Raw genomic sequence first — 22,507 nt, forward strand, 5'->3', positions numbered from 1 at the left:
AAGTTGCCTGACACACCGCCTTCGCGAGCAAGCCCGCTCCCACAGGTCTATCGGTGATCCGGAGATTGTGTTCAGGGCGGATCAAGCTGATCCAGTGCCCGGTTCACCGCTAACTCCCCCAGCATGATCACCTGCGCGATGCCCAACAGCGCATTGCGGCTCGTCCCCTCCAGATGATCGACCAGATCGTTGGCCATGACATTGGCCGACGCCAGCGATTCACACGCGTGCACCAGCAAGGTTTCGGCACTGAGATCGGGATTGACGATGAACATCGTGCTGGGTGTGCGCGGGGTGGCCATGATCGCAGGGCCGGGGTTTAGGTAATGATCGAGGGCGCGCTCGGCGGCTTCGTGGAGTTTTTTGGAGTCGAGGCTTTCATATGGGGATGCCGGATCGGTGTCCGGCGGGTTGGGTGTGACTTTGAACATAGTGAAACTCCTTACATCGTAAAAGGAGCCATCACTCTCACGCTACCAAACGAAGGGTGGTGGCCATACGCAGGTTGGTAGACCGGGATGCAAGGAGACCGGCGCGCCCGAAGGCGCCCTGTGCATGGCCACCATAAAGCAGAGTAAAAAAACGCTGCAGATGATGACGCTTTGCACCTCACATAGCCGGGCTACCAAACCCGATCACTGTTGTTATTCAGCGACCGACAAACGATAAAACCCAGCCCCAAGGCGCACAAGCCGGCGGATTCTGGCGTACCTGTAGGCAACGACGCAAGGTGGTGTAGCCTTCGCGAAGTAACTCCGGGTGTCTTTAAACACGCATCTGCATTTTGTAGGAGCGAGCTTGCTCGCGATGGTCGTTAACGAATACACGTGATGACTGGCTGAACGCAGTGCTCTTGAGCCCATCGTCGGAACGCCGCCCGGAGCAAGCTCGCTCCTACAACAAGCTGCTCCTATCCCCCAAGGGATATATACACCGCAAAACCCCGATTGCTAGTTTGGCCCCCGACGCACTGATTCATCACTGCAAGGGAGCCCGTCTCGTGAACAACACCCCGCCAAGCGATATCGAATTCTGCAATGTGGTCAAACGCTATGGCGAGGTGCAGGCCGTCAGCGGTCTGGATTTCGCGGTGCGGCGTGGCTCGTTTCATTCCTTTCTCGGCGGCTCGGGCTGTGGCAAGACCACCACCCTGCGCATGATCGCCGGCTTCGAACAGCCCACCAGCGGCGAGGTTCGTCTGGCCGGCAAAAGCGTTGCCGGCGTGCCGGCCTTCGAGCGGCCGGTGAACATGGTGTTCCAGCATTACGCGCTGTTCCCGCATCTGACCGTGGCGCAGAACATTGCCTACGGCCTGCGTTATCGCACCCCGCGCCCGGACAAAAAACAGCAACTGCGCATGGCCGATGAAGCGCTGGAGATGGTGCGCCTGAGCGGCTTTGGCCAGCGCAAGCCAAGTGAATTGTCCGGCGGCCAGCAACAGCGTGTCGCCCTCGCCCGCGCCTTGGTCAACAAGCCGACGGTGTTGCTGCTCGACGAGCCGCTGGCCGCGCTGGACCGCAAGCTGCGCAAGGAGATGCAGTCGGAACTGCTGCGTTTGCAGCGCGAGGTCGGCATCACTTTCGTGCTGGTCACCCACGACCAGGAAGAAGCCCTGTCGATGAGCGACAGCATCAGCGTGATGCACAACGGTTCGATCATCCAGACCGCCACCCCGGAACAACTCTACGAAGCCCCGGCCAGCCGCTACGTGGCCGACTTTATCGGCGAGTCCAACCTGTTCGACGGCACCGTGCGCCAGCTCAACGGCAACTCCGTCGTCCTGCGCACCGAGCAAGGGTTGGAGCTGACCAGCCCGCTGACGCCTACCGGCAAAGGCCTGAGCGCCAATGCCGCCGGTTGCATCGCTGTGCGCCCGGAGTTGATCAGCATCGCCAGCGCCAACGCCGAAATGACCCGGGAAGTGAAGCTGCAGGGTTCCGTCGAGGACCGCATCTACCTGGGCAATTCCACCGAATACCGCGTGCGCACCCAGGCCTTCGGCGTGGTCTGCGTGCGGGTGCCGCGCCAGCAGGATCACGGCGCCAATGCATTCGAACACGGCGCGCCAGTGCGCGTCGGCTGGGATCACGCCAATGGCCTGGCCATGGCGTTGTAAATCATCGATTCGTTTCATCAACCGGATGTGGAGCGTGCTATGGACCAGAAGACTTTTATAAAAACCCTGCGCAGCTGGCAGAACGGCTCGATCAGCCGCCGCGAGTTCCTTGGCCGCACCGGCCTGGGGATCGCCGCCGCCGTGGTCGCCACCAACATGCCCGGCCTGTTGACCTCCACCGCCGAGGCCGCCGAGCAGGCCAAGCTGGGTGATCGCCTGTCGCTGGCGACCTGGCCGAACTATCACAGCCAGGAAAACCTCGACGCCTTCGGCAAAACCACCGGTGCCCGGGTGTCGATGAGTGTGTTCGGCTCCAACGAAGAAATGCTCGCCAAATTACAGGCCGGCGGCAGTGGCTGGGACGTGCTGGTGCCGACCAACTACACCATCAGCACCTACGTCGGCCTGGGGCTGATCGAGCCACTGGACCTGTCGCGCATTCCCAACTTCGATGCCTCGGCGTTCCAGCAGAAGTTCATGGCCCAGGGCACGGTGGACGGCAAGGTCTACGCGGTGCCGAAAAACTGGGGCACCACCGGCATGCTCTACGACGCCGGCAAGCTGAAAAACGGCCCCGCCAGCTGGAAGGAATTCTGGGCCGCCGCCCAAGGCCCGGCCAGTGGCCGGACGATCGTCCACGACTACCAGTTGACCGCCATCGGCAACGCGCTGAAAAGCTTCGGCTACAGCTTCAACTCCCTGGACCCGAAGGAACTGGCCGATGCCGAAAAGCTGCTGATCGAGGTCAAGCCGCACCTGTTCGCGATCAACTCCGACATTCAGCCGTCGATGCGCAGCGGCGATGCCTGGCTGGCGATGGCGTGGACTGGCGATGCTTCGCAATTGCACCGCGACAACGCGCAAATGCAGTTCGAACTGGGCAAGGAAGGTGGCGAGCTGTGGAGCGACTTCTTCGCGATTCCGAAAAGCTCGGAGCACAAGGATGCCGCCTACGCCTTCATCAACTATCTGCTCGACCCACAGCACAACAAGCTCGAAGTGCTGAGCCACGGCTACCTGAGCGGCGACAAGCGTGTCGACGCGCTGCTGCCGGTGGCGATGCTCGACGATCCGATCATGTACCCGGCCGCCGAGGCCCTGAGCCCGCTGGAGTTCGGTGCCGCCGCGACGCTGACCAGCCCGGCGCGCGCCGAGCTGATGGCGCGTTTCAAGTCCGCCTGATCGCTTGACCATGGCCAATGAGGAGTCACCCATGAATGCCGCCGCCCACCCGCAAACGGTGCAGCCGGGCCACGCCCTGTCGGTCGAGGTTCGCCAACGGCGCAGCCTCGGCCGGCGCATCACCCTGCTGATGCTCTTGCCTTCGACCCTGTGGTTCCTGCTGCTGTTGTTGATGCCGCTAGTGATCATCCTGGTCTTCAGTTTCGGCGAGCGCAGCGCCGTGGGCGGTTACGCCGGTGGCTTCACCCTGGCCAACTACCTGAACCTCGGTTCTCGCGGCGCGGCGTTCAGTAATACGCTGATGCTGGCGCCGTTGGGCACCCTGGTGTGCCTGGTGGCGGCTTATCCATTGGCGTACTTCCTCGCGATCAAGGTCACGAGGAACCGCTCGCTGTTGCTGACCCTGGTGATCGTGCCGTTCTGGACCAGTTTCCTGATCCGCACCTACGCGTGGATTTTCATCCTCAGCGGCAAGGGCATTCCGGCGCTGCTGGCCAGCCTGGGACTTGAGGATGTGCGGCTGATCAACACGCCATGGGCGGTGCTGATCGGCATCGTCTACGGCTACCTGCCGCTGATGGTGTTCCCGATCTACGTCAGCCTGGAAAAACTCGACAAGCGCCTGCTCGAAGCCTCGGCGGACCTGGGCGCCAGTGCCTTCGAAAGCTTCCGCCGGATCACCCTGCCGCTGTCTGCGCCGGGGATCATCACCGGGGTGATGCTGGTGTTCATCCTGTTGATGGGCGAGTTCCTGATCCCGGCCATTCTCGGCGGCGGCAAGGTGTTCTTTGTCGGCAACGCGCTGGTCGACCTGTTCCTGCAATCGCGCAACTGGCCGTTCGGCAGTGCGCTGGCCATGACGCTGGTGGCGATGATGCTGCTGATCATCGGCGTGTATCTGAAACTGGTGGCGCGCTACGGCGGCCGCCCTGCCGACGGAGGCCTGTGACATGTGGCTGCGCAGCTATTCAACCTCGCTGTACCTGTTTCTCTACGCGCCGATTGCCTTGATCGTGCTGTTCAGCTTCAACGCCGGGCGCAGTGGCCTGGCGTTCCAGTGCTGCTCGGTGCAATGGTTCGGCACCGCGTTCGGCAACCCGTTCATCATGGAAGCCCTGGGCAACAGCGCGCTGATCGCCTTCAGTTCAGCGGTGATTGCCACGCTGTTCGGCACCCTGGCAGTGTTCGGCTTGCAGCGTTGCGGCGCCAAGGTGCGCCTGCTGTTTGATGCGCTGACCTATTGCGCAATCATCGTGCCGGGAATCGTCATCGGCATCTCGACACTGATCGCCTTCATCAGCCTGTTCGACCTGATCAACCCGCTGCTGGCGAGTTGGTTGCCGACAGTGCCGAAGCTGAATATGGGCTTCTTTACGGTGATCGCCGCGCATTCGCTGTTCACCATGGCCCTGGTGATGGTGATCGTGCGCAGCCGCGTCGACTCGCTGGACAAGGCCTTGCTGGAAGCTTCTGCCGACCTGTACGCGCCACCGATGGACACCTTCTGGCGGGTGACCCTGCCGCAAATCAGTCCGGCGATCATGGCCGGGTTCCTGCTGGCGTTCACCTTCAGCTTCGACGATTTCATCATCGCATTCTTTGTCGCCGGCTCGGAAACGACGCTGCCGATCTACATCTTTTCCTCCATCCGCCGCGGCGTGACGCCAGAGATCAACGCGATTTCCACGGTGATCATCTGCGTGTCGCTGGCCCTGCTGTTCACTTCCCGCCATCTGCAAAACCGCCGTACCGGCGTCAAGGAGTCGCACCATGCGTGATCAGCTCTACATCAACGGCGAATGGGTCAGCCCGGACCTGGGCGGCTATCTGGACGTGATCGATCCGGCCACCGAACAGGTCTTCCACCGCGTGGCGGCAGGCACTGAAGAGGATGTCGACCATGCCGTGCGTGCGGCCCGTCGCGCCTTCGACAATGGCTGGGGCCAGACCAGCGGCGCCGAGCGCGCACAGTGGCTGGAAGCATTGGCCGATGAGCTGGAAAGTGGCCAGCAAGCGCTGGCGGAACTGGAAGTGCGCGACAATGGCAAACCCTTGCCTGAAGCGCAGTGGGACATTGGTGATGCCATCGGTTGCTTCCGTTACTACGCCGGTTTGGCCCGTGAACTGGATCAGCAACAGGATCAGCCGCTGGCCTTGCCGGACGAGCGCTTTCGCTGCCGCATCCGCCATGAGCCGATTGGCGTCGCCGGGCAGATCATTCCCTGGAACTACCCGCTGCTGATGGCCGCGTGGAAGGTCGCGCCAGCCTTGGCCGCCGGGGCCACGGTGGTGTTGAAACCGTCCGAACTGACGCCACTGACTGCCCTGGAGCTGGCGGCTGCCGCCGACCGTATCGGCTTGCCGGCCGGGGTGTTGAACGTGGTCACCGGCCTCGGCGCCGACGCCGGCAGCCCGCTCACCGAACATCCGGGGGTGGACAAACTGGCCTTCACCGGCAGCGTGCCCACCGGGGCGAAAATCATGTCGGCGGCGGCGCGGGACATCAAGAACATCAGCCTGGAACTGGGGGGAAAGTCTGCGTTCATCGTGTTTGATGACGCCGATGTCGAAGCCGCTGTGGAGTGGATTCTGTTCGGGATATTCTGGAACCAGGGTCAGGTGTGCAGCGCCACGTCACGCCTGCTGGTGCAGGAAAGCATCGCCCCACGCCTGATCGAACGTCTGGTCGAAGAAACCCGCAAGATCAGCATTGGCCCGGGCATGCAGCCCGGTGTACTGCTCGGGCCGCTGGTCAGCCAGGGCCAGTACGACAAGGTGCTCGGTTTCATCGACCAGGGCCTGGCCAGCGGCGCCCGTTTGCTCACGGGTGGACGCCGCCCTGCTCATTTAAACGAAGGTTACTTCATTGAACCCGCCATCTTCGACGAACCCGGCCACAGCAGCATCTTGTGGCGCGAAGAAGTGTTTGGCCCGGTGCTGTGCATCAAGCGTTTCAAGACCGAAGAGCAAGCAGTGCAAATGGCCAACGCCAGCCGCTTCGGCCTGGCCGCCGCCGTGATGAGCGCGGACCTGCAGCGCACCGCCCGGGTCGCCAACCAGCTGCGCGCCGGGATCGTCTGGGTCAACTGCTCGCAACCGACCTTCGTCGAAGCGCCCTGGGGCGGGATGAAACACAGCGGCATTGGCCGGGAGCTGGGGCAATGGGGGTTGCACAATTATCTTGAGGTCAAGCAGGTGACCGAGTACGTCAGTGACCAGCCTTGGGGGTGGTATTTGAAGTAAACGGGCCAACTGTGGGAGCAAGCTTGCTCGCGAAAGCGGTGGGTCGGCCAACATTTCTGTTGGATGTGCCGGCCTCTTCGCGGGCAAGCCCGCTCCCACAGGGATTGTGGCCGGCCGCGGGATTGGCGTTCACTGAAGATCAAAACTGTGGGAGCGGGCTTGCTCGCGAAAGCGGTGGGTCTGCCAATATCTCGGTTGGATGTGCCGGCCTCTTCGCGGGCAAGCCCGCTCCCACAGGGATTGTGGCCAGCCGTAGGATTGGTGGTCACTGAAGATCAAAATTGTGGGAGCGGGCTTGCTCGCGAAAGCGGTGGGTCAGCCAATATCTCGGTTGGATGTGCCGGCCTCTTCGCGGGCAAGCCCGCTCCCACAGGGATTGTGGCCAGCCGTAGGATTGGTGGTCACTGAAGATCAAAATTGTGGGAGCGGGCTTGCTCGCGAAAGCGGTGGGTCTGCCAATATCTCGGTTGGATGTGCCGGCCTCTTCGCGGGCAAGCCCGCTCCCACAGGGATTGTGGCCGGCCGTAGGATTGGTGGTCACTGAAGATCAAAATTGTGGGAGCGGGCTCGCTCGCGAAAGCGGTGGGTCAGTCAACATCTCTGTTGAATGTGCCGGCCTCTTCGCGGGCAAGCCCGCTCCCACAGGGATTGTGGCCAGCCGTAGGATTGGTGGTCACTGAAGATCAAAATTGTGGGAGCGGGCTCGCTCGCGAAAGCGGTGGGTCAGTCAACATCTCTGTTGAATGTGCCGGCCTCTTCGCGGGCAAGCTCGCTCCCACAGGGATTGTGGCCGGCCGCGGGATTCGCGGTTGACCAACAGGCTTGTGACAACGGGTTATCAACGCGTAACTTGAATGACCTGCCCTTCAAGACACGCCGGAGTTGATCCATGCGCATCGCTTTGCTGTCCGACATGCACCTGTCCGTCAACGCGATCCCTTTTCCCGCTGTGGAGGCCGATATCGTCGTGCTCGCCGGGGACATCGCCCGGCCGGCCAAGGCCATCGAGTGGGCCAGAGCCTGCCCGGTTCCTCTGTTGTATGTGGCGGGCAATCACGAGTTTTATGGCAGTGACCTGGTCTCCACCTACGAGCAATTGAACAGCTTGTCGCAAGGTACACAGATCCACGTACTGGAACGTTCGGAGTACGTCCACGACGGCGTGCGCTTTCTCGGCTGTACCTTGTGGTCCGACTATCGCCTTCTCGACAGCCCGGATGATCGGGCGCTGGGCATCGATCTGGCGACCCAGTTGATCCGTGACTTCAGCCACATCAGGATCGCCCCCGACTTTCCGGACCTGTTCACACCGGCCATTTCCCAGCTGGTGTTTCTGCAGACGGTCGCCTGGCTGGAAGACTGCTTCAGCCGCGACAGCAGCACGCCCACGGTGGTGGTCTCGCATTTCGCCCCGACGCGGTCGAGCATCAGCCCAACCTTTGCCGGTTCGCCGATCAACTCAAGCTTTGTCTCGGACCTCGAAGCGCGGATCAAAGACTGGCAGCCGGCACTGTGGCTGCATGGCCATACCCATGGCAGCTTTGATTATCGGGTGGGCAACACCCGGGTGGTCTGCAACCCCCGGGGCTATGCCAAGAATGGCATCAATGAAAATCCTGATTTCGATGATGCCTTCGTGATCGATCTGGATTTCTGAGGTAACGCTCGGGTCAACAGCACCGCGTATTGCACTTGCCCCGGCCAAAACGCGCTTCCTGGCGTTCACGGAAAAACATCTCATAAGTCATTACCGGCTCGCCCGGATGGTTGCGGGCCATTTGTGCCACGTAGTTGTCGTACTCGGGAACACCCACCATCAATCGGGCGCTCTGGCTGAACAATCTGGCGACCTGCTGCAGTTTGCGGAACATGGCTGATCTCTCTGTGAGTGTGGGACCTGGCCCCATGAAACCGCGCTGATGTATCGGCAATGTGTCCACATCGGGCGCTTTTGTATGTTCAAGTATCCGGCGGCGCGCCCAATGGAACGCCCATGACCCGCTACACTTTCCTCGCTCCGCCGCTGCACCAAAGCGGCCAAGACCCCTGACTTCTGATCTGGAGGTATCTCATGAGCGACAGCAGCGAACTCACCACCTTTACCGGCTGGGCCGCCACGGCAGCGGGCGCGCCACTGGAACCCTTTAGCTACGATCCCGGCCCGTTGGGCAGCGATGAGGTGGAAGTCGCCGTGGAATATTGCGGCGTCTGCCACTCCGACCAGTCGCTGATCGACAACGATTGGGGCATCAGCCGTTACCCGTTCATTCCCGGCCATGAAGTAGTCGGCCGTATCGTGCGCCTGGGTGACCAGGTTCGCGGCCTGGAAATGGGGCAACGGGTGGGCATCGGTTGGTACAAGGGCAGTTGCATGCATTGCACCTCGTGCATCGAAGGCTCGCATAACCTTTGTCGCACCGTGCAACCGACCATCATCGGTAGCAACGGTGGCTTTGCCGACCGCATTCGTTCGCACTGGGCCTGGGCCTTGCCGATCCCGGCCGGGCTCGATCCGGCGATGGCCGGGCCGTTGTTCTGTGCCGGTTCGACCGTGTTCAACCCGCTGCTGGAGTTCGGCATCAAGCCCACCGACCGGGCCGGCGTGGTGGGCATCGGCGGCCTCGGTCACCTGGCGCTGCGCTTCCTCAACGCCTGGGGCTGCGAAGTCACGGCGTTCACCTCATCGCTGAGCAAGCAGGACGAAGCCAAGCGCCTGGGCGCGCACAAGGTGGTCGCCTCGACCGATACCGATGCGCTCAATGCTATTGCCGGCACCCTGGATTTTCTCCTGGTCACCGCCAACGCCAACCTCGACTGGAGCGCCATGCTCGCCACCCTGCGCGGCAAGGGTCGCCTGCACTTTGTCGGCGTCGTACCCGATGCCATCCCCATGCACGTGTTCGAGCTGATTCCCCAGCAAAAAACCATGTCCGCCTCACCGGTCGGCTCGCCCGCCAACACCGCGACCATGCTGGAGTTCTGCGCACGCCACCAGATTGTGCCGCAGGTCGAGATGTTTCCCATGAGCCGGATCAACGAGGCCATCGATCATTTGCGCAGCGGCAAGGCACGCTACCGCGTGGTGCTGGACGCCAGTCAGTGACAGGCGACGAATGAAGAGAAAGGGCCGCTTATTCAAGCGGCCCTTTTTTTCCTCAGGGATTGGCTACCTGCACTGGCGCCGACGGCATATGCGGGTCATTCCAGGTGAACCGATAGGCTTTTCCGGCCTCTTGCGGCAGGCATTTGCCGTTGTCGGCAGCCGCGCCCACGATCGACCAGTTCGCCCGGGAGTTTTCCCCCAGCTCACGGGCCGCTTCGGGTTTGAAGCACTGGTTCAGCACGTCATCCGGCACCAAAGCGTAGGCCTTGGGGTGTTCACGCAGATAGAGCGCGGCCTTTTCGATGGTCGAATTGTCCATGCCGAAATGCACGATCGGTTGCCGGGCGAACAACCAGTGCCCCTCCTCCCAGTTGACCAGCACCAGATCGGCGCCCTGGGTCATGGTCGCCGCCTGGGTCATGAGCACCTGATCAACGTTGGTGCCATCCTTGAGCGGTTCGATGAAACCACGGGTGAACCACAACGCGAACCAGGTCGCCACCAGTGCCGGGAACACCCGACGCAAACGCGGGTGGCGTTTGAACCAGCGCTTGAGCAGCCACGGGATCAACGGCGCGGCGACCAGCACCAGCCCAGGCAGCGCCGGGTAGATGTACAACTTGCGCTTGCCCGTGCTGATGCAGAAAAACAGCACCACCAACAGCACCCAACCGAGCAATACCAACACCCGCCCATCGCGTTTTTGCAACTGACGGCGCCAGGCCGGCACCAGCCATGGCAGTACCAGCACCAACGGCAGCCAATACTGCGGAATCACGTTGGTGAAGAAATACCAGAACGGTTCGCGGTGATGCCACGCGGCGGCATAACGGCCCGCGGTCTGGCGCAGGAGGATCTCCCGCGCATAGGCCACTTCGTCTGCGTTGCCATTGACCATGATGGACAAGGCCAGGGGCAACAGCCAGATCGCAATCGCCGCAAGCATCAGCGCAAACCCGAGCAACCACTTGCGTGCTTCACCGGGCATCGCCACTACGCCGGGCCAGCCTTTGCGCACTGCATAGGCGTAAGGAATCAGCAACAGCGCCGGCAGGAAACCCACGCCTTTGGTGATCACGCCAATGCCCATGGCCGCGCAGCCGGCGTAGAACCAGCGCCACGCCGGGCCGAGCAGCAGGTGCCGCGTCAGGCCGTACAGGCCCAGGGAAGTGAACAGAATCAGGAAGCTGTCGATCTGACCGGTGCGCAAAATGCTGTAGGTCTGGTACGTCGCCAGGTACAACAGCGCGGCGTTGCGCCCGGTACGCTGGGTCCACAGGCGACGGCCCAGGTCATAGACCATCGCCGTAACCGTCACCGCCGAAAACAGTCCCGGGATATAAAGCGCGATGTTGGGTTTGCCGGTCAGCCAGGTGAAGAACGCCACCGTCCACATGAAAATCGGCGGCTTGTCGCCGTAGATCTCGGCGGCCCGGTGCGGGATCAGCCACGAGCCGTTCTGCAGCATCTCCAGCGCGACACCGAGGAAGCGCTCCTCGTCCACATTCTGCGCCTGACGCAGGCCCATTCCCGCGCCGATCAGCAACAGGGCGAGCAGCATCAGGCCCAGGCACTCGATCCTGGGCGACAACGATCTACGCATTGCTTATTCCTTTACGCTTCTGCTTTTGGCAATCAATTGCAGGTTGCGAAAATAGACGAGGGAGCCAAACGCCTGGCCGACGATGAACACCGGGTCCTGGCGGTAAATGGCGTAGGCGAGCAACAAGGTGCTGCCGACGATGCTCAGGTACCAGAAGTTGGTCGGGATCACGCTGCGTTTCTTGTACTCGCTGTACAACCACTGCAAGACAAACCGCCCGGTAAAGGCAGCCTGCCCGGCAAAGCCGACCAGCAACCACAGGGTTTCACGGGTCAGAATCATCCTTCGAGCTCCTGGGCCTGGGTGTTCAGGCGCGTGCGTTTGATCAGCCACCAGACACCGATCAGGTCAAGAATGCCGACCAGCGCGCGGTCGAGGTTGCCGTATTTCGACACCCCGGCCGTGCGCGGCCGGTGGTTGACTGGGTGCACGATCATGCGCCCGTTATGACGCTGGATCAGCGCAGGAATGTAGCGATGCATGTGGTCGAAGTACGGCAGGCGCAGGAACGCCGCGCGCTCGATCAGCTTCAGGCCGCAACCGGTGTCCGGGGTGGCGTCCTTGAGCAGGCGGCGGCGCAGGTTGTTGGCGAACCGCGAGGCGTAGCGTTTGCTCGCGGTGTCACGCCGATTGACCCGATGCCCGGCCACCAGTTGCACGTCGACCTTGCCCGGTTCGCCGCGCACCAGCGCGAGCATGCCGGGAATGTCCGCGGGGTCGTTCTGGCCGTCGCCATCGAGGGTCGCCAGCCACTGCCCGCGAGCCTCACGGGCCGCGTGGTACAGCGAGGTGCTCTGCCCCAGCGACCGCTCGTGATGCAGGATGCGCAAGGTGTTCAAGCCGTTTTGGCGAATCTGCCGCAGTTCATGCAGGGTCGCGTCGGTGCTGCCATCGTCGACCACGATGATTTCGTAAGCCTCATCGGCCAGCGCCACGCGGATTTCCTCAAGCAGCGGCTTGAGGTTGTTTGATTCGTTCTTGGCGGGAATCAGTACGGATACAAAAATGTCTTGGCTCATGGGGTCTCTCTCGCCCTGTTTGATTTTTCGAGATCAGAGGCGAACGCATCAAATCCGGTAGAACTGCCGATACCACTTCACAAACTCTCTTACGCCAGCTTCCAGTGTCACCTGCGGGCTGAAGCCCACCCACTCGGTCAGAGCCGAGACATCGGCCCAGGTCTTGAGCACGTCACCGGCCTGCATCGGCAGGTAGTTGCGCCGGGCCTGCAGGTCCAGGGCTGACTCCAGGCACTCGACGAAATCCAGCAACGCCACCGGCATGCCGCGGCCGATGTTGAAGAGCCGGTTGACCCCGGCGACAGAGCCTTCCGGCACCGGAGGCCTTGGGCGCAGTCGGGCGATCCCTTCGACAATGTCGTCGACATAGGTAAAGTCGCGGGACATCTGCCCCTGGTTGTAAATGTCGATGGGCAGGCCTTTGAGGATGGCGTCGGTGAACTTGAACAGCGCCATGTCCGGGCGCCCCCACGGGCCGTAGACGGTAAAAAAGCGCAGGCCACTGGCTTTCAGGCCATACAGATGGCAGTAACTTTCAGCCAGCAGTTCATTGGCGCGCTTGCTAGCGGCGTACAACGAAACGGGATGTTCGACAGGGTCCTCGACACTGAACGGCAGCTTGCTGTTGGCGCCGTACACCGAGCTGCTCGAGGCGTAGATCAGGTGCTCGGGGCGATGGTGCCGACAGGCTTCCAGCACATTGAGGAAACCCACCAGGTTCGATTGCCCATAGACATCCGGGTTGTCCAGCGAATAGCGCACCCCGGCCTGAGCGGCCAGGTGCACCACCTCGGTAAAAGCGTGTTGTTGAAACAGGCTCATCAGGGCCGGTTTGTCGACGATGTCCATTTTCCGGAAACGAAAACCCGGCAAAGTCTCCAGCACCTTGAGGCGTGCGTGCTTGAGTTCCACGTCGTAGTAGTCGTTGAGGTTGTCGATACCGACGACCTCCTGACCCTCGCGGCACAAGCGCTGGACTGTATGAAAGCCGATGAAACCGGCCGCACCGGTGACCAGGACGGTCATGGGAAACGCGCCGGCGACTGCGTCGCAATCGACGCGAGGTTACTGATCCGGACCCTCGTCAACTTCATGTGTAGTCCCTGCTTATGGCGTCATTCGCGCACGGTTGCGTTATGAAGCTTATAAAACAGACACATTTCAGTTTGGATAACGCCTCGCGCTACCTCGGAAAAATAAAATATCTGGCCGAAAACACCGCGGCTATCTGGCCGATCCGCCATGGGGTTTGTAAAACCGAAACAGGCCGATATCCACGGTCCAGATGTATTCCCTGGCCCAATCCGGCTTGACGGTACGATCATGGAAATACAGGGCACCCTGGGTGCGATCCGGCAGTTCCTTGTTCAGGGCCTTGCGCGCGATTTCCTTGGCCATCGTGTAAGGCACCTCTTCCTGGACCGAATCGGATTTGCCGTCACACCACCAGGAAAACTCGCAGCTCTTGGTCTCCGAACCCTGCTTGACCACTTTGCACACCGTGTCCGGAAAGCCCTCGTGGCCCAGGCGATTCATGACCACATTGGCCACCGCCTCCATGTCGGCGGCGTCCTTGCCCCTGGCTTCCCAGTAAATGGACCGGGCCAGGCACGTGATCGCATCGTCCAGCGGCGCGGCGCCGGCCGGGTCAACGGCCTGGACTTCGGACGGGGTAATGGCTTCGGCCTTGGGCGCCGGTGCGGGGCTTTTATTCTCAGCGGCTTTCTGTTCCAGCACCTCGGCCTTGTTCTCGGCCGCTTGCTGTTTTTGCGCTTGATCCGCAGCGGACACCGGGCCGCCAAGCAACGTCAGGGCGAGGCAAGTGGCGATCCAGTCGAAGCGCATGGTCGGTGTCACTCGGTGAGTGGTTCAATTGAGTCTAGTAGTGAAATGATTTCGCCCACCCCACTACACTCTGGATAAATCCGTTGTCTTAGCTGGGCCAACTTCGCGCATCATGGGCGCAATCTGCTCAAGGGGGATTTTCATGGGTTTCATTTCATCCGCAATGCGTTTGGCCGGTGTGTCACTGGGCCTGGTATTCGCCGCCAACGCCGTGGCAGCCGACGAAGCGCAATTGGTCGAATCGATCAACGTCTATCGCAGCCAACTGCAGCGCTGCGCCGGCCAGGTTTCATCGGAACTTCCGCCGCTGTCGGCCGACCCGCGCCTGGTACTGACCGCCCCGAGCATCGGTAATCTGCAGCAGGCCATGGCCACTGCCGGTTATCCCATGAAGAATGTGCAGGCCATCAGCCTGTCCGGGCCTCGCGATGCGGCCGCGGCGATGAAGGCGATCCAGGAGAGCTTTTGCCAGATCGTCCTCGACCCGCAATTTGTCGATGTTGGCGTCAGCCGCCAAGACAATCAGTGGCGCATCGTCCTGGCGCGACCACTGCTGAGTTCACGCTTGGGCGACTGGCAGACCGAGGGCCAGAAGCTGCTCATCGAACTCAACGCCGCACGGGCCAAGCCGCGTCAATGCGGCACCCAGTCTTTCAATGCGACCGCGCCGCTGGCCTGGAACGCCACGCTGGCCACCGCCGCCGAAACCCACTCGCGCTCCATGGCCAACAACAACTTCTTCGACCACAAGGACCGTGATGGCCGCACCCCGGGCGACCGCGCGGAACTGGCCGGCTACGACTTCCAGCAGATCGGCGAAAACATTGCCGCCGGGCAGGACAGCGTACGCAAGGTGGTCGAAGGCTGGCTGGTCAGCCCCGGTCATTGCGCCAACCTGATGAACCCGCAGTTCAACGAATTGGGCGCGGCCTATGCGAATGATCCGAAGAGCGATGCGGGGATTTACTGGACGGCGGTGTTTGGGGCTCAGTAAAGACAAGACTCTGTGCCCTTTGAGAAAACTTTTGCGGCGAGACTGAAGTCCATGACGCACAGCGTGTGTCGTGGGCGGACTGTGCAGCCGATGGTGTACATATCCGTTTCTTTGGTAACGGCGGGTGACGGTTCCGCTTTTACAGCGGGTCACTTTGAAAAGCGCAAAGTAACCAAACGCTTTTGCCCCTGACGTACGGTGCCTCGCCTAGGCTCGGCATGCCCTCGCTCCGGTCCTGCTCCGTGGGCCCGCCGCGATCGGCCATCCATGGCCCAGAGTGTGTCAAAACTTCTAAGCAAACCCTTGCTATGATTTCCCAGGATTTCATCGCAAGGGCTGCCCATGAAACGCTTCATTCAAGGTGAACACCGAGGTCAAAGTACCTTGCTCCCCGAGAGCCTGGACGATTACGTCAGCGACACCAATCCGGTGCGTGTTGTCGATGTCTTCGTTGATGAACTTGACCTGATCACCTTGGGTTTTGAAAGCGCTGTCCCCGCTGAAACCGGCCGACCGGCTTACCACCCGGCAGTCATGCTGAAGATCTACATCTACGGCTATCTAAACCGCATCCAGTCGAGCCGACGCCTTGAGCGCGAGGCGCAGCGCAACGTCGAGCTGATGTGGCTTACCGGTCGACTGATGCCGGACTTCAAGACCATCGCCAACTTCCGTAAAGACAACAGCAAGGCCATTCGAGGCGTTTGCCGACAGTTTGTTGTGCTGTGTCAGCAATTGGGGCTTTTCACGGAAAATTTCGTCGCCATAGATGGCAGCAAATTTAAGGCTGTGAACCACCGCGACCGCAACTTCACCAGCGCCAAGCTGAAACGCCGGATGGAAGAAATCGAATCGAGCATTGCCCATTATCTGAAGGCGCTGGATGCAGCTGATCGGGAAGAGACCAAGTCTTCAGGGCCCAAAGGCGGCCTGGAAGAGAAAATCGCCAAACTGAAGGAGCAGATGAAGGCGCTTCAGGCGATTGAAATACAGCTTGAGGAGTCCCCGGACAAACAGGTCTCACTGACCGACCCGGACGCGCGCTCCATGATGACGAGCGGCAAAGGAATCGTGGGTTACAACGTACAGACGGCGGTCGATACCAAGCATCATCTGATCGTCGCGCACGAGGTGACCAATGAGGGTCATGACCGTGATCAGCTCAGCTCGATGGCGCTGCTGGCCCGTGAGGCGATGAAACTCGAATCGTTGTCGGTGGTGGCTGACCGAGGGTATTACAAAAGCGGGGAGATCCTTGCCTGCCACGAGGCAGGGATTAGCGCTTATGTGCCGAAGACGCTGAGCTCGCGCGCCAAATTCGATGGCCGCTTCAACAATGACGAGTTTGTTTACGACGCGGACAAAGATGTGTACGTCTGCCCTGCCAAGGAAGTGCTGATCTGGCGCAATTCTTACGTCGACAATGGCAAGACGCTGAACAGTTACTGGAGCTCGAACTGCCGGGCCTGTTCGATAAAGGCGCAATGCACACCGGCCAGAGAGCGAAAGGTTCGTCGCTGGGAACATGAAGCCGTGCTGGAGGAAATGCAGGTCCGTCTGGAGAATGCGCCGCAGATGATGAGCATCCGCAAGCGGACCGTCGAACATCCCTTCGGGACGCTCAAACAATGGATGGGTGCGACACACTTTTTGACCCGGCGGCTTGCCGGGGTGAGCACCGAAATGAGCCTGAATGTGCTCGCCTACAACTTGAAGCGAGTGATGAAAGTCCTCGGTGCGCAAAATCTGGTGAAAGCGCTGGCGGCCTGAAAAGGCCCTTGTTTTGCCCCGATTGAAGCGCTGTGACGTGTTGGTAGCGACCCTGAGAACCGGCTGCGGCTACGTGGAACGCTTTAGCTGTGATTAGCAGGCCAAAGCAGCGTCTGCGCTGCGCGCCGACGCTGCTTGAGCCGGTTTTTACACACTCTGGGCCATGGATGGCCGATGGCGGCGGGCCCACGGAGCAGGACCGGAGCGAGGGCATGCCGAGCCTAGGCGAGGCACCGAACGTCAGGGGCAAGAGCCCTTGGTTACTTGGGGCTTTTCCAAGTGACCCGCCGTAAGGGCGGAACCGTTAGTGGCCGTTACCGCAGGAATGGATATTCACCCAATCCAATCCAATCCATACATACGCCTCAAAGTGAACTGGAACCCTCTAATGAATTGCCATCAGTGGCTACTCATCCCGGCCGCATGCATCAACATCCGCAACGCCCCCGCCACCACACCCAAGGCAACCACACTGCCCAGCCAGATCACCACCAGCCATCCCAGGCGCTTGTACCAGCGCGCGGGGGCCGTTTGATTCGTTTCAATGGTAGCCATCGCCAATCCTCACTTTGCCGCGGAACACGTAGTAGCTCCAGACCGTGTACATCAGGATGATCGGCAGGATGAACAGCGCGCCGATCAGGATGAACAACTGGCTGGTCGGCGGTGACGCCGCTGCCCACAGGCTGATCGACGGCGGCACGATGTTCGGCCAGATGCTGAACGCCAGGCCGATGTAACCGAGGAACACCAGCATCAGGGTGAAGGCGAACGGCCAATGGGTATGGCGTTGGCGCAGGGTCTTGAGCAAGCCGAACATCGCCAGCAAGGCCAGTACCGCGAGGCCACCGAACACCGCCAGGTGCGCATGGGCAAACCAGCGGGTGGCGATGTCCGGATGCAGGATCGGCGTCCACACGCAGATCACGCCGATCACCGCCAACAGCAGCCAGGCCAGGGGCCGGGTGAACAGGCGCATCCGCGATTCGAGCATGCCTTCGGTCTTGACCAGCAACCAGGTGCTGCCGAGCAGCGCATAAGCGACGATCAGACCGACTCCGCAAAACAGCGGAAACGGTGCCAGCCAGTCCAGCGAACCACCGGCGAACTGGCGGTCGACCACCGGGATGCCGGCGATGTAGGCACCGATCACCACGCCTTGGGAGAAGGTCGCCAGCAGCGAACCGCCGATGAACGCCATGTCCCAGATGTGACGTTTTTCAGGGCTGGCCTTGAAACGGAACTCGAACGCCACACCGCGAAAGATCAAGCCGCACAACATCAGGATCAGCGGCAGGTACAACGCTTCCAGAATCACCGAATAGGCCAGCGGAAACGCGCCATACAGCGCCGCGCCACCCAGCACCAGCCAGGTCTCGTTACCGTCCCAGACCGGTGCCACGGTGTTCATCATCACATCGCGCTCCTTCGCATCCGGGATCAGCGGAAACAGAATGCCCAACCCCAGGTCGAAGCCGTCCATGATCACGTACATCATCACGCCGAAGGCGATGATCACGCCCCAGATCAGCGATAAGTCGATACCTTGAATACCCATGACTCAACTCCCTTCCTTCAATTGACGCGGGCGTCGGTTTCGAGGATTTCAGCGTCGGCGGACAGCGGCCGGCGCGGTGTAATGACCTGATCGGAATGCCCGTCGACGGGGTGTCCGTGATGTGGCTGCGGCCCTTTGCCGACCAGTTTCATCATGTAGCCGATGCCCACCGTGAACACCGAGAAATAGATCACCACGAACAGCGCCAGCGAGATGCTTAGCTGTGCAACGCTGTGATTGGACGCGGCATCGGCGGTACGCAGCAGGCCATACACCACCCACGGCTGGCGCCCGACTTCGGTGGTGATCCACCCGGCCAGCATGGCGATCAGGCCACTTGGCCCCATCCACAGCATCAGGCGCAGGAACCAGCGATTGCGGTAGATGGCGCCGCTGCGACGCAAGAGCAGGCCAAGCACGCCCGCCAGCACCATCAACATGCCGAGCCCGGCCATGACGCGGAAACTCCAGAAGACCACCGTCGCATTGGGCCGATCCTCTTTCGGGAAGCTCTTGAGCGCCGGGATCTGCTTGTCGAGGCTGTGGGTCAGGATCAGGCTGCCCAGGTAGGGAATCTCGATGGCGTATCCGGTCTTCTCGGCCTGCATGTCGGGGATGCCGAACAGCACCAGCGGCGTGGCTTCGCTGCCGTTGTTTTCCCAGTGCCCTTCGATGGCTGCGATCTTCGCCGGTTGATGTTCCAGGGTGTTCAAGCCGTGAGCGTCACCGACCACTGCCTGGATCGGGCAGACGATCAAGGCCATCCACAACGCCATCGACAGCATCTTGCGCACTTGTTTGGTGTCGTTGCCGCGCAGCAGGTGCCACGCCGCCGACGAGCCGACAAAGAACGCCGTGGCCACGAACGCGGCAATCGCCATGTGCGCCAGGCGGTACGGGAACGACGGGTTGAACACGATGGCCAGCCAGTCCAGCGGCATCACCCGACCGTCGACGATCTCGAAACCCTGGGGCGTTTGCATCCAGCTGTTGGACGCAAGAATCCAGAAGGTCGAAATCAGCGTGCCGATGGCGACCATGACCGTCGAGAAGAAGTGCAAGCCGCGCCCTACCCGGTTCCAGCCGAACAGCATGACCCCGAGGAAACCGGCCTCGAGGAAGAACGCCGTGAGCACTTCATAGGTCAGCAAGGGCCCGGTGATGCTGCCGGCGAAATCGGAGAAGCGGCTCCAGTTGGTGCCGAACTCGTAGGCCATCACCAGCCCCGAGACCACGCCCATGCCGAAGTTGACGGCGAAGATCTTCGACCAGAAATGGTAGAGATCGCGGTAGGTGTCGTTATGGGTCTTCAGCCAAAGCCCTTCGAGCACCGCCAGGAAACTGGCCAGCCCGATGGTGATGGCGGGAAAGATGATGTGGAACGAAACCGTGAACGCGAATTGCATGCGCGCCAGGTCCAGTGCCTCCAGGTTAAACATGTCGATATCCTCATCGCGGCTGAAAAACGGCGGCACACGGCCGGGCCACCGTCAGGCCGGGGGGCCTGCAGCCAACACAAGTCGAAAGGGTTACGCGGGCGGCATCGGGCCGCCCCCGGTGTCAGGCGGCGGAAGTCGAAATCAGGTTGCTGGCCTTCGCCTGTTCCAGCCGGATGGCGATGAACTTGGAAGTCGGGGTGAAGGTGCGGTCACCGTAACTTTCCAGCGGCACCAGCGGGTTGGTCTCGGGGTAGTACGCCGCCGCCTGACCGGCCGGAATGTCGTAGGCGATCAGGGTGAAACCGCTGACCCGACGCTCGCGTTCGTCGTCCCACAGCGCCACCAGGTCGACCTTCTGCCCCGGTTCAAAACCCAGCCGGCGAATGTCCTGCTCGTTGGCGAACACCACGTCGCGCATGCCGTACACCCCGCGATAACGGTCATCCAGGCCATACAGCGTGGTGTTGTACTGATCGTGGGAGCGCATGGTCTGCAGAATCAGGTGCGGCTTGACCGCGAGGTTGCGCACGCCCTCGCTGATCAGGTGCTGCGGCAACACGCTCGGGGTGAATTGGGCTTTGCCGCTGGCGGTTTTCCAGATGCGTTTGGCCGCGTCGTTGGGCATGTGGAAACCGCCCGGATGCAGCAGGCGCCGGTTGAAATCCTCGAAGCCGGGAATGGTGTCGGCAATCATGTTGCGAATGCGGCCGTAGTCGCCGATGGCCCAGTTCCAGTCGATCGGGTGCTTGCCCAGGGTCGCGGCGGCGATGCCGGCAATGATCGCAGGCTCGGAGCGCAGGTGTTTCGACTTCGGTTTCAGTTGACCGTGGGAGATGTGGATCATGCTGAAGGTGTCTTCCACGGTGACGCCTTGCGGGCCTTCGGCCTGGATGTCGATGTCGGTGCGGCCCAGGCACGGCAGGATCAGCGCTTCACGGCCGGTGACCAGATGGCTGCGGTTAAGCTTGGTGGCGATGTGCACGGTGAGGTCGCATTTGCGCAACGCGGCGTGGGTGCGCGGCGTGTCGGGAGTGGCCTGGGCGAAGTTGCCGCCCAGGGCGATAAACACTTTCGAACGTCCCTGCTCCATCGCGCCGATCGCCATCACGGTGTTGTGACCATGCTCGCGCGGCGGCTTGAAGGAGAAGCGTTTTTCCAGGGCATCGAGCAAATCCGCAGGCGCCAGCTCGTTGATGCCCATGGTGCGGTCGCCCTGCACGTTACTGTGACCACGCACCGGCGACAGCCCCGCGCCGGGACGGCCGACGTTGCCGCGCAGCAGCATCAGGTTGATGACTTCCTGCAGCGTCGGCACCGAGTGCGTGTGCTGGGTCAAGCCCATCGCCCAGCACATGATCACCCGCTTGGACCGGGCGTACATGCGAGCGGCGAGTTCGATGTCTGCCAAAGTCATGCCCGACTGCTGCTCGATGTGCTCCCAACTGGTTGCGTCGACTTCCCCCAGGTAGGTGCCCATTCCCGAGGTGTGTTCGGCGATGAACGCATGGTCGAACACCGGCTCGCCGCCACTGACCTGTGCTTCGCGCTCCCACTGCAGCAGGAACTTGACCATGCCGCGCATCACCGCCATGTCACCGCCTAGTGCCGGGCGGAAGTACGCGGTGTTGGTGGGCTCGGAGCCGTTCAGCAACATTTCGATCGGGTGCTGTGGATGCTGGAAGCGCTCCAGTCCGCGCTCCTTGAGCGGGTTGATGCAGATCACCTGCGCACCGCGCTTGACCGCTTCGCGCAAGGGTTCGAGCATTCGCGGGTGGTTGGTGCCGGGGTTCTGGCCGATGACGAAGATCGCATCGGCATGCTCCAGGTCGTCAAACACCACGGTGCCTTTACCCACGCCGAGGCTTTCGATCATGCTCACCGCGCTGGCTTCGTGGCACATGTTCGAGCAGTCCGGGAAGTTGTTGGTGCCGTAGGCGCGGACGAACAACTGATAGAGAAAGGCGGCCTCGTTACTGGCCCGGCCCGAGGTGTAGAACTCGGCCTGATCCGGCGATTCCAGCGCATTGAGGTGCCGGGCGATCGTCGCGAACGCTTCGTCCCAGGTGGTTTCCACGTAGCGGTCGGTGGCCGCGTCATAACGCATCGGGTGGGTCAGGCGGCCCTGATACTCCAGCCAGTAATCGCTCTGCTCGGCCAGCGCCGAGACGCTGTATTTGTTGAAGAAGGCCGGGTCGACCAAACGGCCCGTGGCTTCCCAGTTAACCGCCTTGGCGCCGTTTTCGCAGAACTTGACCATGCCGTTTTCCGGCGACTCGCCCCAGGCGCAACCGGGGCAATCGAACCCGCCGTTCTGGTTGGTCTTGAGCATGGCGCGAATGTTCTTCAGCGCGTTTTCACTGCCCAGCCAGTTCTTGGTAACAGCGATCAGCGCACCCCAACCAGCGGCGGCACCTTTATAGGGTTTGTATCGGTCGACTTGAGACATGGTACTTCTCCGTGACAATGCACACAGGCTTCGACCTGATTCAGGTCATTGTTCGATTTGCGGAGAAAGCATATGAATGGCGTTTAATTATTGTCTAATCGCTATTTATGACCGCATTATCGAAACGCTCTATCACGGATTTTTATCCTTTTTTTTCAATTACTTGAAATCACTTAAAGCTCTTTTAAT

At 61.2% G+C, this 22,507-nt stretch carries 20 protein-coding genes; 9 read left to right on the forward strand and 11 right to left on the reverse strand.

Features of this window, described 5'->3' with window-relative positions:
• Positions 1 to 71: 71 nt before the first annotated feature.
• Complete coding sequence (locus AC3IT6_RS16775; RefSeq protein WP_353742734.1) at positions 72 to 431, reverse strand: DUF6124 family protein; 360 nt, start codon at positions 429 to 431, stop codon at positions 72 to 74.
• Positions 432 to 1,000: 569 nt separating this feature from the next.
• Here AC3IT6_RS16775 and AC3IT6_RS16780 point away from each other — a divergent pair.
• The 6 genes from AC3IT6_RS16780 (at position 1,001) to AC3IT6_RS16805 (ending at position 8,198) form a co-directional block, all read left to right on the forward strand.
• Positions 1,001 to 2,116, forward strand: coding sequence for an ABC transporter ATP-binding protein (locus AC3IT6_RS16780; protein ID WP_489351259.1), 1,116 nt, complete (start codon positions 1,001 to 1,003; stop codon positions 2,114 to 2,116).
• 39 nt (positions 2,117 to 2,155) lie between these two features.
• On the forward strand, positions 2,156 to 3,298 hold the full coding sequence (locus tag AC3IT6_RS16785) for an ABC transporter substrate-binding protein (RefSeq protein WP_489351261.1): 1,143 nt from the start codon (positions 2,156 to 2,158) through the stop codon (positions 3,296 to 3,298).
• Positions 3,299 to 3,329: 31 nt separating this feature from the next.
• A complete protein-coding gene (locus AC3IT6_RS16790; protein ID WP_489351263.1) occupies positions 3,330 to 4,247 on the forward strand; it encodes an ABC transporter permease in 918 nt (305 codons plus the stop codon).
• Position 4,248: 1 nt separating this feature from the next.
• On the forward strand, positions 4,249 to 5,076 hold the full coding sequence (locus AC3IT6_RS16795; RefSeq protein ID WP_489351265.1) for an ABC transporter permease: 828 nt from the start codon (positions 4,249 to 4,251) through the stop codon (positions 5,074 to 5,076).
• Positions 5,069 to 6,541 (forward strand): aldehyde dehydrogenase family protein, encoded by a 1,473-nt coding sequence (locus AC3IT6_RS16800; RefSeq protein WP_489351267.1) that lies wholly within the window; start codon positions 5,069 to 5,071, stop codon positions 6,539 to 6,541. Before AC3IT6_RS16795 ends, AC3IT6_RS16800 begins: the two co-directional genes overlap by 8 nt.
• An 889-nt stretch (positions 6,542 to 7,430) precedes the next feature.
• On the forward strand, positions 7,431 to 8,198 hold the full coding sequence (locus tag AC3IT6_RS16805) for a metallophosphoesterase (protein ID WP_489351269.1): 768 nt from the start codon (positions 7,431 to 7,433) through the stop codon (positions 8,196 to 8,198).
• A 13-nt stretch (positions 8,199 to 8,211) separates the two neighbouring features.
• Here the strand turns inward: AC3IT6_RS16805 and AC3IT6_RS16810 are convergent, their stop codons facing one another.
• Positions 8,212 to 8,412 (reverse strand): YbdD/YjiX family protein, encoded by a 201-nt coding sequence (locus AC3IT6_RS16810; RefSeq protein ID WP_489351271.1) that lies wholly within the window; start codon positions 8,410 to 8,412, stop codon positions 8,212 to 8,214.
• 200 nt (positions 8,413 to 8,612) lie between these two features.
• Here AC3IT6_RS16810 and ahr point away from each other — a divergent pair, with 200 nt between their 5' ends.
• Positions 8,613 to 9,644 carry an NADPH-dependent aldehyde reductase Ahr gene (ahr, locus tag AC3IT6_RS16815; protein WP_489351273.1) on the forward strand — a complete coding sequence of 344 codons (1,032 nt, stop codon included), beginning with the start codon at positions 8,613 to 8,615 and terminating at the stop codon, positions 9,642 to 9,644.
• A 52-nt stretch (positions 9,645 to 9,696) separates the two neighbouring features.
• Here ahr and AC3IT6_RS16820 read toward each other — a convergent pair whose 3' ends face one another.
• The 5 genes from AC3IT6_RS16820 to AC3IT6_RS16840 form a co-directional block, all read right to left on the reverse strand.
• A complete protein-coding gene (locus AC3IT6_RS16820) occupies positions 9,697 to 11,247 on the reverse strand; it encodes an ArnT family glycosyltransferase (RefSeq protein ID WP_489351275.1) in 1,551 nt (516 codons plus the stop codon).
• A gap of 3 nt (positions 11,248 to 11,250) precedes the next feature.
• Positions 11,251 to 11,529, reverse strand: coding sequence for a lipid-A-disaccharide synthase N-terminal domain-containing protein (locus AC3IT6_RS16825; RefSeq protein ID WP_150754601.1), 279 nt, complete (start codon positions 11,527 to 11,529; stop codon positions 11,251 to 11,253).
• Complete coding sequence (locus tag AC3IT6_RS16830; RefSeq protein ID WP_489351277.1) at positions 11,526 to 12,266, reverse strand: glycosyltransferase family 2 protein; 741 nt, start codon at positions 12,264 to 12,266, stop codon at positions 11,526 to 11,528. The genes AC3IT6_RS16825 and AC3IT6_RS16830 overlap by 4 nt, the downstream gene beginning before the upstream one ends.
• 48 nt (positions 12,267 to 12,314) lie before the next feature.
• On the reverse strand, positions 12,315 to 13,292 hold the full coding sequence (locus tag AC3IT6_RS16835; protein ID WP_489351279.1) for an NAD-dependent epimerase: 978 nt from the start codon (positions 13,290 to 13,292) through the stop codon (positions 12,315 to 12,317).
• A 198-nt stretch (positions 13,293 to 13,490) separates the two neighbouring features.
• The gene (locus AC3IT6_RS16840; protein WP_489351281.1) at positions 13,491 to 14,111 is read right to left on the reverse strand and encodes a cell wall hydrolase; all 621 of its coding nucleotides are present in this window, start codon (positions 14,109 to 14,111) and stop codon (positions 13,491 to 13,493) included.
• 142 nt (positions 14,112 to 14,253) lie between these two features.
• Here AC3IT6_RS16840 and AC3IT6_RS16845 point away from each other — a divergent pair, with 142 nt between their 5' ends.
• Positions 14,254 to 15,105, forward strand: coding sequence for a CAP domain-containing protein (locus tag AC3IT6_RS16845; protein ID WP_489351283.1), 852 nt, complete (start codon positions 14,254 to 14,256; stop codon positions 15,103 to 15,105).
• Between the two features lie 342 nt (positions 15,106 to 15,447).
• Positions 15,448 to 16,875 carry an IS1182 family transposase gene (locus AC3IT6_RS16850; protein ID WP_489351285.1) on the forward strand — a complete coding sequence of 476 codons (1,428 nt, stop codon included), beginning with the start codon at positions 15,448 to 15,450 and terminating at the stop codon, positions 16,873 to 16,875.
• Between the two features lie 399 nt (positions 16,876 to 17,274).
• On the opposite strand, the gene AC3IT6_RS16855 is transcribed toward AC3IT6_RS16850, so the two are convergent.
• From AC3IT6_RS16855 to AC3IT6_RS16870, 4 genes are all read right to left on the reverse strand, one after another.
• Complete coding sequence (locus AC3IT6_RS16855) at positions 17,275 to 17,430, reverse strand: DUF2474 domain-containing protein (protein ID WP_151214959.1); 156 nt, start codon at positions 17,428 to 17,430, stop codon at positions 17,275 to 17,277.
• Entirely contained in the window at positions 17,417 to 18,433 is a 1,017-nt protein-coding gene (cydB, locus tag AC3IT6_RS16860; RefSeq protein ID WP_489351287.1) for a cytochrome d ubiquinol oxidase subunit II, read from the reverse strand. The genes AC3IT6_RS16855 and cydB overlap by 14 nt, the downstream gene beginning before the upstream one ends.
• A gap of 17 nt (positions 18,434 to 18,450) precedes the next feature.
• Positions 18,451 to 19,872, reverse strand: a complete 1,422-nt coding sequence (locus AC3IT6_RS16865; RefSeq protein ID WP_489351289.1) for a cytochrome ubiquinol oxidase subunit I — start codon at positions 19,870 to 19,872, stop codon at positions 18,451 to 18,453.
• A gap of 121 nt (positions 19,873 to 19,993) precedes the next feature.
• The gene (locus tag AC3IT6_RS16870) at positions 19,994 to 22,318 is read right to left on the reverse strand and encodes an FdhF/YdeP family oxidoreductase (RefSeq protein WP_489351291.1); all 2,325 of its coding nucleotides are present in this window, start codon (positions 22,316 to 22,318) and stop codon (positions 19,994 to 19,996) included.
• Positions 22,319 to 22,507: the final 189 nt, after the last annotated feature.

Source organism: Pseudomonas sp. KH_017 (genome assembly GCF_057840285.1).